Source organism: Photobacterium carnosum (assembly GCF_002849605.1).
GTDB classification, from domain to species: Bacteria; Pseudomonadota; Gammaproteobacteria; order Enterobacterales; family Vibrionaceae; genus Photobacterium; species Photobacterium carnosum.
In genome coordinates this window covers 26,195-41,280 of record NZ_NPIB01000009.1, presented here as the reverse complement: position 1 = coordinate 41,280, position 15,086 = coordinate 26,195, and the positions used below count along the sequence as shown (strand labels likewise).

Annotated in this window: 14 protein-coding genes; 6 read left to right on the top strand and 8 right to left on the bottom strand. The window is 40.5% G+C overall.

The features are described 5' to 3' along the window. Positions 1-37: 37 nt before the first annotated feature. Positions 38-904 carry a KPN_02809 family neutral zinc metallopeptidase gene (ypfJ, locus tag CIK00_RS09370; RefSeq protein WP_101768613.1) on the top strand — a complete coding sequence of 289 codons (867 nt, stop codon included), beginning with the start codon at positions 38-40 and terminating at the stop codon, positions 902-904. A gap of 90 nt (positions 905-994) precedes the next feature. On the opposite strand, the gene CIK00_RS09365 is transcribed toward ypfJ, so the two are convergent. Beyond that, a complete protein-coding gene (locus CIK00_RS09365) occupies positions 995-1,438 on the bottom strand; it encodes a YcgN family cysteine cluster protein (protein ID WP_101768612.1) in 444 nt (147 codons plus the stop codon). Between the two features lie 292 nt (positions 1,439-1,730). On the opposite strand from CIK00_RS09365, the gene CIK00_RS09360 reads away from it, so the two are divergent. Next, entirely contained in the window at positions 1,731-1,982 is a 252-nt protein-coding gene (locus tag CIK00_RS09360; RefSeq protein ID WP_101768689.1) for a YkgJ family cysteine cluster protein, read from the top strand. A 30-nt stretch (positions 1,983-2,012) separates the two neighbouring features. On the opposite strand, the gene CIK00_RS09355 is transcribed toward CIK00_RS09360, so the two are convergent. Then, positions 2,013-2,258, bottom strand: a complete 246-nt coding sequence (locus CIK00_RS09355; protein WP_101768611.1) for a TIGR02647 family protein — start codon at positions 2,256-2,258, stop codon at positions 2,013-2,015. A 280-nt stretch (positions 2,259-2,538) separates the two neighbouring features. After that, positions 2,539-3,417, bottom strand: a complete 879-nt coding sequence (locus CIK00_RS09350) for a Tim44 domain-containing protein (protein WP_101768688.1) — start codon at positions 3,415-3,417, stop codon at positions 2,539-2,541. 408 nt (positions 3,418-3,825) lie between these two features. Here CIK00_RS09350 and CIK00_RS09345 point away from each other — a divergent pair, with 408 nt between their 5' ends. The 3 genes from CIK00_RS09345 (at position 3,826) to CIK00_RS09335 (ending at position 6,919) form a co-directional block, all read left to right on the top strand. Next, the gene (locus CIK00_RS09345; protein WP_101768610.1) at positions 3,826-4,230 is read left to right on the top strand and encodes an NINE protein; all 405 of its coding nucleotides are present in this window, start codon (positions 3,826-3,828) and stop codon (positions 4,228-4,230) included. 199 nt (positions 4,231-4,429) lie between these two features. Next, positions 4,430-5,026, top strand: a complete 597-nt coding sequence (locus CIK00_RS09340; RefSeq protein WP_101768609.1) for a TetR/AcrR family transcriptional regulator — start codon at positions 4,430-4,432, stop codon at positions 5,024-5,026. Positions 5,027-5,044: 18 nt separating this feature from the next. Next, complete coding sequence (locus tag CIK00_RS09335; protein ID WP_101768608.1) at positions 5,045-6,919, top strand: MFS transporter; 1,875 nt, start codon at positions 5,045-5,047, stop codon at positions 6,917-6,919. A 135-nt stretch (positions 6,920-7,054) separates the two neighbouring features. Here the strand turns inward: CIK00_RS09335 and menE are convergent, their stop codons facing one another. The 5 genes from menE to CIK00_RS09310 form a co-directional block, all read right to left on the bottom strand. Beyond that, a complete protein-coding gene (gene menE, locus CIK00_RS09330) occupies positions 7,055-8,476 on the bottom strand; it encodes an o-succinylbenzoate--CoA ligase (RefSeq protein ID WP_101768607.1) in 1,422 nt (473 codons plus the stop codon). Continuing rightward, positions 8,464-9,438 (bottom strand): o-succinylbenzoate synthase, encoded by a 975-nt coding sequence (gene menC / locus CIK00_RS09325; RefSeq protein WP_101768606.1) that lies wholly within the window; start codon positions 9,436-9,438, stop codon positions 8,464-8,466. The genes menE and menC overlap by 13 nt, the downstream gene beginning before the upstream one ends. 86 nt (positions 9,439-9,524) lie before the next feature. Further along, a complete protein-coding gene (menH, locus tag CIK00_RS09320) occupies positions 9,525-10,337 on the bottom strand; it encodes a 2-succinyl-6-hydroxy-2,4-cyclohexadiene-1-carboxylate synthase (RefSeq protein ID WP_101768605.1) in 813 nt (270 codons plus the stop codon). Continuing rightward, positions 10,321-12,054 carry a 2-succinyl-5-enolpyruvyl-6-hydroxy-3-cyclohexene-1-carboxylic-acid synthase gene (gene menD / locus CIK00_RS09315; protein ID WP_101768604.1) on the bottom strand — a complete coding sequence of 578 codons (1,734 nt, stop codon included), beginning with the start codon at positions 12,052-12,054 and terminating at the stop codon, positions 10,321-10,323. The genes menH and menD overlap by 17 nt, the downstream gene beginning before the upstream one ends. Next, a complete protein-coding gene (locus tag CIK00_RS09310) occupies positions 12,051-13,385 on the bottom strand; it encodes an isochorismate synthase (RefSeq protein ID WP_373322838.1) in 1,335 nt (444 codons plus the stop codon). Before CIK00_RS09310 ends, menD begins: the two co-directional genes overlap by 4 nt. A 393-nt stretch (positions 13,386-13,778) precedes the next feature. Here CIK00_RS09310 and CIK00_RS09305 point away from each other — a divergent pair, with 393 nt between their 5' ends. Next, positions 13,779-14,993, top strand: a complete 1,215-nt coding sequence (locus CIK00_RS09305; protein ID WP_101768603.1) for a pyridoxal phosphate-dependent aminotransferase — start codon at positions 13,779-13,781, stop codon at positions 14,991-14,993. The last annotated feature ends 93 nt before the right edge of the window (positions 14,994-15,086 follow it).

Genomic DNA, 15,086 nt, shown 5'->3' with positions numbered 1-15,086 from the left:
TAATCAGCGGCTCCCTCATAATACTAAAGGATCGATAATGCGTTGGAAGAATTCTCGCCAAAGCTCAAACATTGAAGATAGACGTGGCGATAGCCCTGCTCAAGCTGGTGTGCCAGCGGCAGGTTTATTGCGTCTAGTCCCTTTACTGATGCGCAGTAAAATAGGCCGAATCATATTAGTCATCGGTGGCTTATTTTTAGCTTTTCAATATTTCACTGGTGGCGGTAGTTCCCTTGGTTTACAACAATCTCATACTGCTAAAAAAGCCGCGGTACAATCTAACGATGAAAATAAGCAATTTGTTGCTGCCATTCTTGGTACAACAGAAAGTGTCTGGAACAAGCAACTATCGGGAAAATATCAGCCACCGACGTTAGTTCTGTATAACAATGTCACTCATACAGGTTGTGGTACAGGATCAGCACAAACAGGCCCATTTTATTGCCCTGCAGATCAAAAAATATATCTTGATCTTGGCTTTATTAATGAATTAAAAAAATTAGGTGCCCCTGGTGATTTTGCCTTTGCTTATGTGATTGCACATGAGGTTGGTCACCATGTTCAGAAATTACTTGGTACAAGTGACAAAGTCCATCAACTACAACAACGAAGCGATAAAGTCACCGCCAATAAGCTCAGTGTAAAATTAGAGCTTCAAGCCGACTGCTACGCTGGTGTTTGGGGTCACTATGTAAATCAACAAGGTATGCTTGATGCAGGTGATATTGAAGAAGGGATCAATGCTGCCAGTGCCGTTGGCGATGATCGTTTACAAAAATCAGCAGGACAAGCTGTACAGCCAGATACATTTACTCATGGCAGTTCACAACAGCGTATTTCATGGTTTAAAAAAGGTTTTAAATCAGGCGATCCAAAAGTCTGTAATACTTTTGCTCGTCCATAGTTTGCACTAAGAGTGTAATCAAATTAAAAATGCCCCCGTAACAGTCAGTGACGGGGGCATTTTTTATGACATCAACGGATTATTAGCCGCTTATTCACTAATACGATTAGGATGATTTAGGATGTGGTCTTCCCAATCAATCACATCAATTTCATACACGATTTTATCACGTACAGATTCATCTGCAGCATGCATTGCCTCTTTCGAGCCTGTAATCAAAGGATGCCACTCAGGTAATGGTTTACCTTCTGCTAATAACCGATACGCACATGTTTCAGGTAACCATACAAATTCTTCAATACGCTCACGGGTTAATTTTAGACACTCTTCACCTGACTCAAACCGATTAGCATAATCTTTACATGAACATGTTTTATTATCGAGCAAACTACAAGCGACATTAGTGTAGTAAATATCATCGGTATCATCATCAATTAACTTATGTAGACAACACTTGCCACAGCCATCACAAAGTGATTCCCACTCTTGATCTGTCATTGTCGTTAAGTCTTTCTGTTGCCAAAAATGGGTCATGATACTTATACCAGTATTGTTATTTGTGCCGTTAAATACGCCACAATAATGAATGGGCTTATCAAAAAAGAAAGCAGGCACTTTTTATAGCGATCAATACGGTAAACTGCAAATTAAAAATACCTATTAATCGTCAATATCCATAGAAATAATAGTTATTATCATTTAGCGTAGGAATAAATAACTAATCTGTAAATAATCACTACGGATAAAATCACTAAGTTATTTGGCTTTTAAGATTAACAATGGTAATTTGCGCAGCCGATTTGCAAAGCAGAAAGAGAGAAATATGATGGAATGTCGTTTAGGTTGTGGAGCGTGCTGTATTGCACCGAGTATATCATCTTCGATTCCAGGCATGCTTGATGGAAAACCTGCGGGAAAGCGTTGTGTGCAGCTAAATGAAAATAATTTATGTCGATTATTTGGTAAATCTGAACGCCCTGCGGTATGCCATAATTTTAAAGCTTGCTCTGATATTTGTGGTAATACCAACGAACAAGCCTTTATAATTATTACCGAACTTGAGCAAATAACCGGATGATTATTGCTACTTATTTACTAAAGAATAACGTTATTCTTTAGCTGCGCCAGTCAGAATATGTAATGCACTTTTGGCTTTTTCTACCACTTGACGGCCAGAATATGTCAAATATCCTCCATCCTCTTCAGTTACTAATCCTTTAGCATACAGACGTTGCGCTGCAGAGATAACAGCAGGACTTGCATCACTATGTACTTTAATACCTTCCATATTGCTATGCATAGGGAATTTTACTAGCAGATTCATTTCATCAACGATATCGGGAGTGTACAGCATAGTCACCTCTATAATATGGAAAATCCCAGTGGGATAAATAATCTATTATTAATATTAGCGTTTGTTGGTAAGAAAACTAGGTGCAGAGATCAATATCTGAAGATCTTTCTCTCTCAAAATGAGATCCACATCAAAAAATTGAATATCTATAAGTCATTCAGTTTCATTTTTGTATAAAAAACAACCTAAGTTATTGAGAGATATAAAAAAGCCGCTGTGCAAAATCATCATAATATATGAAACATCTTGCTCTTAGCGGCTTTTGGGTGGCTATTCTTTACTACTGTGCTTGAATACCAACAATTAACCATGGCGCATTAGGTTTACGTAAATCACGCTCTAAATGCCATACATCATTAATGTCTTCTTCTACACCTTCAACACTATCTTTATAACGACCACTAAACTTAATGCTTAATTGTGCCATATTTGCGTCATGATCAGCGCGCACAAGTTCAGCATCAACATACATTACTTCTGTGTGTTGTTCTTCAGACAGTTTTGCACGCTCGGCAGTTAAATCCACTAATAAAGCTGGAGACACGTACTCACGAATTTTTTCTAATTCGTTATGGTTCCATGCGCCTTGAATAATACGATAATGATCACGAGAACCATTTAAGAATGTATTCATATTAAAGTTTGGCGGCAAATTAAACGGCACATCGCTATCTGTTGATTCAAAACCAGATGACTGTTGTTGCTGTGCTGCGCCTTGACGGAACTGTTGCTGCTGACGTTGCTGTTGTTGAGGCTGACGAGGAGAATTACCCGCATAAGACTCACGGTGCCCCATCGGAGTACCTTTATTAGCGCGCATTGCTTTAAATAACTTAAACAATACAAAAGCGATGATACCAATGATAAGAATATCCATAAATTGGATACCATCAAATGCACCACCAAAGAAAGCAGCTAACAAACCACCAGCAAGAAGACCACCTAACAAACCACCCATTAGGCCTTTTTTCGCTGATGACGCTGCGGTTGGATTTTGTTTACGGATAGTATCAGTCTGTTGTGGTTGTTGCTTACGAACCGGAGCGGTTTTAAAGCTTTTACCAAATGACTTACCACCACCGAATCTTTTTGCTTCTGCATGTGATGCTGTAAACGACACCGCCACAATAAGAGCAAATACGGTAAAAAAGCGTTTCATAATAATCGGTATACCTTCGTCATTAACTCTAAGCATCGTAGCTATTCGCCACAAAATGTCAATTTAATCACTCATTAAAATTGTTACTAAGGTTTAACATCAACGGTGTTTATTTAAAACAACACATTAAACACATAACAATCAGACAACTAACACTAGTAATATAGACATTATTTTACGTGATTTTTTATATAATTAAACATAAAGATATTTACTGTGCATATTTATGCGTAATAAATTGAACTAATACAACCTAAAAGGTGAAAATCCTAATATCATTTCATATATTATCCGCAGTAAAGGTTTATTATTATATACTGTTTTTTATAGCATCAATGAAAGTTAACACTCTCTATTCAACGAGGTTACTTTCATTACTTATTATGATTTTTCTCAATGGAGATATCTATGCAAGAGAACAATACACATAGTAAATTTGTGGGTTATCTATTGTGGATTTTTGGTTTTACAGGCGCTCACCGTTTTTATTATGGCAAACCAGTAACCGGCACTATTTGGTTTTTAACACTCGGTTTATGCGGAATCGGTTGGTTAATCGATTTCTTTTTAATCCCATCAATGAACCGTGAATCTGATTTACGTTTTGCCAGTGGTGAAATTGATTACAATATTGCGTGGCTACTACTGACATTCCTCGGTGTATTTGGTGTCCACCGTATGTATATGGGGAAATGGTTAACAGGTATTCTTTATTTATGTACGTTTGGTTTCTTCCTTATCGGTATTCTTATCGATTTTTGGACGCTTAATGATCAAGTATCACTAGAAAACACAGAGAAACGAAACGCTTAGCATTTAAATTTGGTGATTTGTATTACGGCATTATATGCTTCTGCCACTTAAGGCAGTGGTAATACCTTAATACTTACATTATGGGGAAATTATATTTCCCATAATGGCTCAGGGATGGCAATTATTAGAATAATTAAAAAAGCAGTCTATCACTAGACTAATTACGACAATTGCAAACAGACTTAAAGAGTATAATTCCATGGCAAGAAGAAATGATCATACCCGCGAAGAATTGGTAAATATGACACTTGAGCAAGTAAAAAACTTTCTCAATGAGCATCCACACCATGAATTAAGCTTACGTAAAGTCGCAGGGATGATTGGCTATGTTCCAAGTACTTTAGTCAATGTCTTTGGTAACTATAATCTGCTACTCCTTCATGCCGTAGCTCAAACACTTGACGAATTATTCCAACAAGCTGAGCTTTGTGTCCGTGATTCAACCACGTCACAACAAGCACTTCGTAATCTGGCTTTCTGTTATCTTGATTTTGCTACCGCACATCCTTACCGTTGGCAGTTAATTTTCCAACATACAATGAATGGCGAAGATCTACCTGAATGGCAAACTGATCGTATTGATAATATGACGGGTATGCTTGAAGCATTAATTGGTCAAATTAATGATGAAATGACAGATAAAGAAGTACTTGAAGCAAGCCGTGTTATTTGGGCTGGCGTACACGGTATTACCTTATTAACTGTAGACGATAAATTATTCACCTCAACCCCTGTTGATGGTAAAGCATTGATCAATAATCTATTAGATACCTACCTTAATTCATGGCATAAATAATTTAACGAGAACAGCAGAATGTCCCCTAAGCCTCAGTCAAGTCTGTTAACTAAACGACGGTTTTTGCCTTATTTCCTTACACAGGCTTTAGGGGCATTTAACGATAATGTTTATAAAAATATTCTGCTTATTTTTATTGCATATGCTTCAATACATACACTTCCACTTAATGCCGATCTATTAATTAATTTGGCTGCAGGGTTATTTATTCTGCCCTTTTTTTTATTCTCAGCATCTGCCGGTATTCTCGCTGATATTTATGATAAGGCTAAAATAATACGCATAGTCAAACTTGCTGAAGTCATTATTATGTGTGGTGCTGCCATCGCTTTTATTTACCAAAGTTATCTATCATTATTATTTTTATTGTTTTTAATGGGTACTCAATCTGCTTTCTTTGGCCCCGCTAAATATGCCTTATTGCCACAACACCTTAAAAAAAATGAATTAATATCAGGTAATGCGCTAGTTGAAACTGGCACTTTTCTTGCTATTTTACTCGGTACTATTATTGCGGGGATAATAGCTAATAGTGACAATAGCCGTTATATTGCGGCTGCTAGTGTGATTCTGTTTGCTATTTTAGGTTATATAACTTCATTAGCTATTCCTGCTGCGCCACCAAGTCAGCCTCATATTAAATTTCATTGGCGTCCATGGCAGCAAACACGCCACACCATGAAAATAGCCCAGCAAGATAAAATAATATTTCAGTGTATTATCGGTATTAGTTGGTTTTGGTTCCTTGGCGCATGTTACTTAACCCAATTCCCTAACTTTGCTCGATCTAATTTAGGCGGCCAAGCTTCCTCTGTGTCTTTTTTATTGACCCTATTTTCTATCGGTATCGCTATTGGTTCAATGTTATGTGATCGTTTATCACACCATCGCATTGATCCTGGCATCGTTCCTATCGGCTGTTTTGGAATCAGTCTGTTTGGGTTCGGGCTCTACGCCATGACACCCACAGTGATTCCTGTCAGTGACTCAATATTAACGTTCGTCGCACAACCCTCACTGTGGCCAGTTTTTATCTCTCTATTATTGCTTGGGGTCGCTGGCGGTATTTTTATTGTGCCGTTATATACCTTAATGCAACAACGCGCCCAAGAAGATCAACGTGCTCAAATTATTGCGGCTAATAATATTTGGAATGCGGTCTTTATGGTCATTAGTGCCATTGTTGCCATTATTTGTTTATCACTATTACAGCTGTCTATTCCTCAGTTCTTCTTATTATTATCAGGATTAAATGGGCTCGTTTTGGTGTATATCTATTTTCAAGCACCAGATTTCTTCTGGCGCTTCGTGGTATGGGTCGTCACTCACACCATGTACCGCGTCCAGCATCACAATCTTAACAACCTTCCTCAACAAGGAGGCACATTGTTAGTTTGTAACCATGTTAGTTATATGGATGCCCTACTGTTGGCTGGCGCTTGCCCTCGCCCAATTCGCTTTCTAATGGATAAAAAAATTTACAACCTGCCAATCGTTAATGCTTTTTGTCGAGCTTGCAAAGCCATTCCTGTAGATGCAAATGATCGTAAATCAGTCCGTACTGCATTTTCTCAAGTGGCTACCGATCTAAAAAATGGTGATATTGTGTGTGTATTTCCGGAAGGGCATCTGACACAAGATGGCGAAATAGCGCCCTTTATGCGAGGCATTGATTTGATCATTAAGCGTTCAAGTGTTGAGGTGATCCCTGTCGCTTTACAAGGTTTGTGGGGCAGTTATTTTAGTCGTAAAGGTGGACATGCTTTACTTAAATGGCCTAAACGTTGTTGGTCAAAAGTCACTATTGTTGCAGGAAGTTGTGTACATTCAGAAGCAACCAATAGCCAATTACTGCGTCAACAAGTCATAGCCTTACGGGGTGATAAACGTTAATCATAACGCGATTATTCGTCGTCAGCACCTCAACCAAACTAATTCAGAACAAACGCACCAACACCTATAATAAAAAAACGAAAGTAAAAAGGCGAAGCTGTTACGCTTCGCCTTTGTGTTTATATACGTTTACTTTTAGGCTTGTGATGCTAGCCACTTTGCCAAATCTGAACGGGAAACCTTTACATTTTGGGTAAAGCATTCAGGTAATGAAAAATAGCGAATCGGCCGCTTATGTGGCGCGACATTTTGTGACATATAAGTCACTAATTGATCAACTAAATAACTGTCTAGCGGTTGTGCGGTGGTTACTATCGCCACCGGTCGAGCACCAAAGTCATGATCATCTATTGGTAAGACAATAACTTGGTTAACCGCAGCGTGTTGTAATAATACTTGTTCAATGTCTTCGGGTTGCACATTTTCGCCACCGGAAATAAACATATTATCAGCACGACCACGAATAAATAATTCATCATCATGCCACTCGCCTAAATCTTTGGTCGCAAACCAATCATCATCGTCACAGCCCAATAACGAAAAAATCGTATTATTACGGTAATACCCTAAACATAATACTTTGCCACGTACCCAAATTTCACCATCACGTAAAATAAGCTCACGATTTGGTAAAACTGTCCCCACACCGGCACTGCTATTAGCACGTTTAACAGTTATGGTTGATGCCATTTCTGTCATCCCATAACCACTCCAACATTCAATTCCCGCTTGTTCCGCCGCGGTGGTTAAACTGACCGGAATTGTAGCCCCGCCTAATAACACTTGTTGTAACTGGTGCTGATGTGCGTATTCAGAATCAAGGAAGCGTTGCAATTGCGTTGGCACCAATGAAGCATGACTCACCCATTGTAAGGCTTGTTGCTGTAATGCGGGTTCCACCAAAACGATACGTGCGCCACGGTATAACCACCGCCAAACAATCGCTAATCCTGAAATATGAAATAACGGCAGCGACAATAACCAACTATCATCAGCGGTAAAGGTCATTTGCTTTAATAACCCACTCGCGCTAGCTAAATGTGATTGTGGATGATGAACAACCGCCTTAGGTAAACCTGTCGATCCTGATGTTAGCGTGAGTGAAACCGGACGGTGCTCTTGCCACATCACAGGAATAATACGTTCAGACGTTACAGCCGGATTTAAAGAAAGCGTATGCCCCGGCAATTGTTCTGCCACAGATATATCTGGACACCAAATGTGATTATTTCCCAATGCCGTTAACTGTTCAATTAACGCCTTCGAGGGCAACTTAGGATTAAGGCCAACATAACGGGCACCAACACGAATAATGGCTAATAACAGCCACAACACGTCGATACTGTTTGGCGCAACCACCGCAACTAATTGATCACGCTTGACCCCTTGAGCCACAAGTTGCTGTGCATAAGTTTCAATATTGGCGGTAACTTCAATCCAATTCCACGTAACAGCCCCTGCGTTTGCATCACCTAATGCAATCGCAATCTCTGTTGGTCGTTGCTCAGCCCAATATTGCCAAGGCCACATTTGAAATGCTGTTTTTATTTGTGCCATACCATGTCTAATTCAGATAAAGGGATCACTGGCAGTTCACAGCCTGGCCATGATTGTATTAATTGAGCTTGAAATAACTGCATTGTGTCTAACCCGGGGATCACATTAGGCGTTTGCCACTGTGCTAAACGTGCCAACTGGTTTAAGCCTAAACTTGATTCAATGCTAGAGCTAATCACGGCGGTCAATCCAACGGCATGTGCTTGCCCGATCAATGAAATACAGCGTTCAAGTGAACCAATTAAAGTCGGTTTAATAATAATCGCCGCAACACCTGGTTCTGCTTTCACTTCAAACCCAGCATCACGTACGGTCTCATCCCAAGCAATATTAATTCCAGTTTGTTGTGCAAACGCTAAACTGTCACTCGGTAAACGGCAAGGCTCTTCTAAAAAGGCAATACCACTGCGGTGTTCAGGCTTAACATACTTAGCAAATTGTTGTGCTTTTAGCGGTGTCCATTGGCGATTAGCATCAAGTCGTAATTGCATATCCGGAATCGCTTCAAGTAGCATATTCGCCACAATGCCATCACGCACGGCTTCATACATGCCCACTTTAATTTTAGCCACTTTATCGCCAGGCATCTGATTAAACCGTTCAACTAAATCATCAGGATCACCACAACATAATGGTGCCACTAAATAATTACCCGTAACCGGAAGTTCTGCGGCTAACTCAGCCATCGCACAACTAATACCAAAAGCAACAGATGGCAAAGCTGACTCAAGATCAAGTGCTTCACCTGCAACCCATTGTGAGAGTAGCTGTTGTGCTTGCTCGCCCGCTTCTGTGGCAGTTTCAACACTAAATTCAGGTAATGGCGCAATTTCACCATAAGCTAATTGTTGATCTTGGCATAACTCAACCACCCAACCTTCACGTGTAATCAAACGTTGGTCTCGTAAAATAACCCCAGAATCCATTGGAAGTTGGTATTGAAATAACTTAGCGCTGCGCATTACATTTCCTTATATGGTGCTAAAGCTGAATTTAACGAATACTCTAGCCAGAAAACAGAGTCTCTTATTACTTTATAACGTTATGATTAATCAAGAAAGGCTAATAATGCCGTCGTAAAAGCAATAGGTTGTTCAATATGGATATTATGACCCGCATTATCAATAACCGTTACTGCTAATCCACAAGCCAACGCTAAGTCTAGAAACTTAGTATCATGCTCACCGCACAGATAATGTATGGGTAGTGAAAGCTGTTGTAATTGGGGTAATAATTGCGGCTGTTTAGCGAGCGAGGTCGCTAACATCATTCTAGCTATACCAGAGCCTAAATTATCACTTCGTTTTGTAATCAAAGCCTGTCGCTGTTCTGTCGTCAGTGACATAAAAACAGGTTGTTGATACCAATCTTGTAATACATCGACCAATGGCTGTTGTGCAAATCGTGCCGCCCAACGTTGATCGTGCTGATAACGCGGTTCTCGTTCAGCATCAGGTAATCCAAAATGCCCACCTTCAAGCAACACGTTAATTAATCGGGGTCCATTCGAGGATACAGATGAATTTTCCGCCAATGCACACGCATGATACATCGCTAAACGTGCGCCCATCGAATAACCGATAAGCACATAATCATTAACGCCACGGTGGGCTAATGTTGCAGTCAGTGCTTGATGAATCACCTCAAAGCCACCATCTGGCGCTTCGGTTGTCATTTCAGCATCAACAAACGCACTCAGCCCATGACCGGGTAAATCGATAGTTATGCATTGCTGAGTCGCAGCAAGCTGACTAATAACATAACGCCAATCACGACCATTACCCAATAATCCATGTAAAAACACCAATGTCGGTTGATTGATATCGGCTTTAGTTCCAAAGGTTTCAGAATAAAGTAGCATGCTCAACCTCAGCAAAGAGTGTCTTTAACATTGATCCGGCTTCACCCGCTGGGGTTTTAATTTCAACTAAAGTTGTGCCTGCTTGTAATTGCCCTTCACGGATCGCCGTTTCAGCGGCGGTCAATGATGTTGGTGCGCAATACTGTAAGCCAAACATCGCTGCCGCATGGCTAAACTCAAACCCATGTGGCATACGATAAAAATCATCTTTTTGCTGATCAGGCACAGGCAACATATCAAAAATACCACCACCATCATTATTGGTGACAATAATAACAATTGGATATTGCTGTTGATGTAATAATGCCAACGAATTGAGATCATAAAGCAGCGAAGTATCACCGATCAAACACACTAAAGGTGCTTTACGTGCTCGCTGTACACCTGCTGTGGTCGCAATTAAACCATCAATGCCCGATGCACCACGGTTCGCAAATGTCGCAGTTAAAGGTAATTTAGCGCACATATCCAATAATCGAACAATCATGCTATTACCCAAAAACAATTCTGTTTGAGGTGTGATCCACTGCATGACTTGTGCCGCCAAACCCAATTCAGAAAAACGATTACCATGAGCTGCAACGATATCAAAATAACGCTGCGATGCTTCAACTAATGGCAGTGCCCATTGTGAATGTACGGACTCAGTGGTTAATGCTATTGCTGCTTGCGCCCACGCTTCAACATTCGCTTGAATACGTTGGCTACGGCGATGATTAGGATCTAATCGACCAGCAAGAGGATCAATCAGTAAAAAAGACTGCCACGTTTGGCTGCCAATTAACTGTAATAGCCGTTTTGAAACGATACGGCCACCAAATTGCAGTAATACTTGTGCTTGTTGTAGGTGATGTTGGCAGGCAGCGTTTTGTAACCACCCATCAAATCCAGCGTAATCACTACTACCACCCGCTTGTGGATCCACCAGCAATGGCCAGCCTAGCGCAGAGGCTAATTGTTGCACTGCTTTAAGCTCATTCGCAACCAGTCGACCTGCAACAATCACCCCTTTTTGAGCACACAATGTTTGCCACTGAGTCGGATCAATTGTCGCAGTTGTTGACGACAGCAAAGCTTGATGCTGACAATACGAAGTATGATCCTGCTGCCATTGTGCAACAGGCGTAAGATAATCACTGAAATCAACATCATCGCCATACAGCGGCTCAGGATAATGACAATTAAAATGTACCGAACCACCACGCAATTGTTGCTGTTGCATTACATCATCAACAGCACACAACAACCAATTAGGGTCAATATCCAAACTTGGACTAGGTACATCTAAAAAATGGCTCACATGATCAGAAAAGATCCCATGCTGACGAATCGCTTGATTAGCGCCACATTGAATTAATTCAGCTGGGCGGTCAGAGGTTAACAACACCAATTTCTCACCCGTTAAACCAGTTTCAGCCACCGCGGGTAATAAATTCGCTACCGCTGTACCTGATGTCACAATAACTGCGACCGGAGATTGAGATGCTTTAGCTAAACCTAAAGCTAAAAAACCCAAACCTCTTTCATCAAAATGGGTATGAATGGTCAGTTGGGTTAGTTTTGCCGCCGCCAACGTTAATGGTGTCGAACGAGAGCCTGGTGCAATGCAAACATGTTGCACGCCAAGTCTCATTAATTCTTCAAGCATTAAACTTGCCCAGCAACCATTTAATGCTGCGCGGTATGGTTGGCTGGTTGTTAATGATGGCTGTGTCATGCGCTTTTATATTCCATCTTATCGATACTCTTACCGTCATCAGAACTAGGCTGTTCAAATAAACTGCATAAAGTTGATGTTTTACGATCAAGTTCTTTCCATTCACTATCAGCAACGGATCCAGGCACAATACCCGCGCCAGCAAATAAATGTAGATCATCGCCGCTGATCATTGCACTACGGATCGCAACACAAAATTCACTGTGTTGTTGACCAATATAGCCCACAGCACCGCTATACCAACCACGGGCAAAGGGTTCATGTTCCGCAATAAAATGTAATGCGGCATCCCGAGGTAAACCCGCGATGGCAGCTGTTGGCTGTAAGCTGTCAAGTAAATCGGCGCTCAATACCGCATCATTGAGTTGACCATCAATGCTACGCTTTAAATGCTGCACTTTACGTAACTGCACTAATTCAGGAACAGGAGCAACATTCATCGACTCACACTGTGGTATTAAACGTCCAACAATATCATCAACCACTAAGCGATTTTCATAGCAGTTTTTAGTATCGGCTAACAACCATTGGGCTAATTGTTGATCTTCTTGGATATCAGCACCACGGCCAATCGTGCCTGCCAGAGCTTCCGTTTGTAAAGCACGATCATGGCGTTGAAACAATCGTTCTGGTGTTGACCCAACAAAACAATGCTCCGCATCTAATGCCATCAAAAAATGAAAACTATTACTATTACTACCACGACTCGCTTTGAGTAGTTGCGCGGGTAATACTGGGTGGTCTAGCTGCAACGTTGTCCGTCGAGCCAACACCACTTTTTCAAATTCATCGTTGGCAATACCTGTTAATGCTTGTTCAATCATGGTTGACCAACCTGCAAAATCAGGGCTATAACTACGGCTTAAAATACGACTATCAATGTCGGTGACCACTGCTGGATTGATGGCGATTTTTTGCAGCATCGCTAACATTCGAGGTTTATCGTCACTCATATTGGCAGCAAGATGCCATTCACCATCGAAACGAATAATTTCAAGTAATGGCAAAAAGAAAAAAGAAGAAAGACAACGACGATTGCGATCAGTATGACCATCAAAAGAACGTCCACCCCAGACTCGCTGATCATCCGTAATAACTTGTTCCGCAGTTAACGGATCAGTAAACGTTTTGATCTGCCCTAAAGCAACCACTTCTTCACGACAATCTCGAGATTGCCAATAAAATTTAGGAAATAGAGACTGAGCATCCATCCAATCAATTAAATCAGTATTTGCAGGCAGTTCTAGTTTTACTAGTAATCGTTGAGTTGTTACTGATGCTTGTTTAATGTTAGCAATCAATAATGCAACGGCTTGTTGTAACGCAGTCAAGATAACCTCGCTCAGCTAAATATCACCAATACGGCTCATCCCTGGCTGAAAGATATGCCAATCATGGACATACTTGATTCTTTGCTGAAAAGAATCATTATTTCAATGGTTATCTAACGAGACAAGCATTGATTATCAGCAAAGAATAATGATTTGGGTATTCTACCTCACTCGATAGCATCTGACTAATGAAGTAACGTCATTCCTTTTGGCTATATTTCAGCATAAATAGCTGAACCTTAACCATAACTCTAGTCGATAACACAGCTAGTATGGGTTTGAAATAACACAAAAAACTATTTTACAAAATTTTATGCTAAAAGGTGTTCCTTTAAACTGGTTTTATAGTGTAATTTGTGAGGATACCAAAAATCATCATCAGGAAAGTATTATATGCAAAATTTCGGGATGTCATCCAAGCTCAATAATGTTTGTTATGATATACGTGGTCCCGTTCTTAAGCATGCTAAACGCATGGAAGAAGAAGGCCAAAAGATACTTAAACTTAATATTGGCAATCCAGCGCCATTTGGGTTTGATGCCCCTGATGAAATTCTGGTTGATGTGATCCGTAACTTGCCAACATCGCAAGGTTACTGTGATTCAAAAGGTATTTACCCTGCACGCAAAGCCATTGTTCAACATTATCAAAAATGTGGTTTATTAGACATTGACGTTGAAGATGTTTTTATTGGTAATGGTGTATCAGAATTAATTGTGATGGCGATGCAAGCATTGCTCAATCATAAAGATGAAATTTTAGTCCCTTCTCCTGATTATCCATTATGGACTGCTGCCGTGTCACTTTCTGGTGGTACTGCGGTGCACTATACCTGTGATGAGCAATCTGATTGGTATCCTGATCTTGATGATATCAAGAAAAAAATCGGACCACATACCCGTGGTATCGTACTGATCAACCCTAATAATCCGACAGGCGCTGTTTATAGCCGTGAATTTTTATTAGAAATCGTTGAAATTGCACGTCAGCATAATCTGATTATTTTTGCCGATGAAATCTACGATAAAATTTTGTATGACGGCGCTAAGCACACTTCAATTGCACCATTAGCGCCTGATGTGTTTTGTATTACGTTTAATGGCCTCTCTAAATCATACCGCGTGTGTGGTTTCCGTGCGGGTTGGATGGTACTTTCTGGCGCAAAACATAAAGCGAAAGGCTATATTGAAGGCCTAGAAATGCTGTCTTCTATGCGTTTATGTGCCAACGTACCGATGCAACATGCGATTCAAACAGCATTGGGCGGTTATCAGAGTATCAATGAATTGATTTTACCCGGCGGACGCTTATTAGAACAACGCGATAAAGCGTATGATTTATTAACTCAAATCCCTGGGGTTTCATGTGTAAAACCTAAGGGCGCGCTGTACTTATTTCCAAAATTAGATCAGAAAAAATTCAATATTGTTGATGACCAACGCTTTGCTATGGATTTCTTACTGCAAGAAAAAGTCTTAGTGGTTCACGGAACGGGCTTTAACTGGAAACAACCGGATCACTTCCGTATTGTTACTTTGCCACGAGTTGATGATCTTGAACTTGCAATGATCCGCTTAGAGCGCTTCCTGCATAGTTATCGTCAATAGCAACGATTACATAACTACTGTCATAATAATAGCGGTAGGTAATACCCTATCATTAGCCTCGATTCCTGTCGGGGCTTTTCTTTATCTGTACTG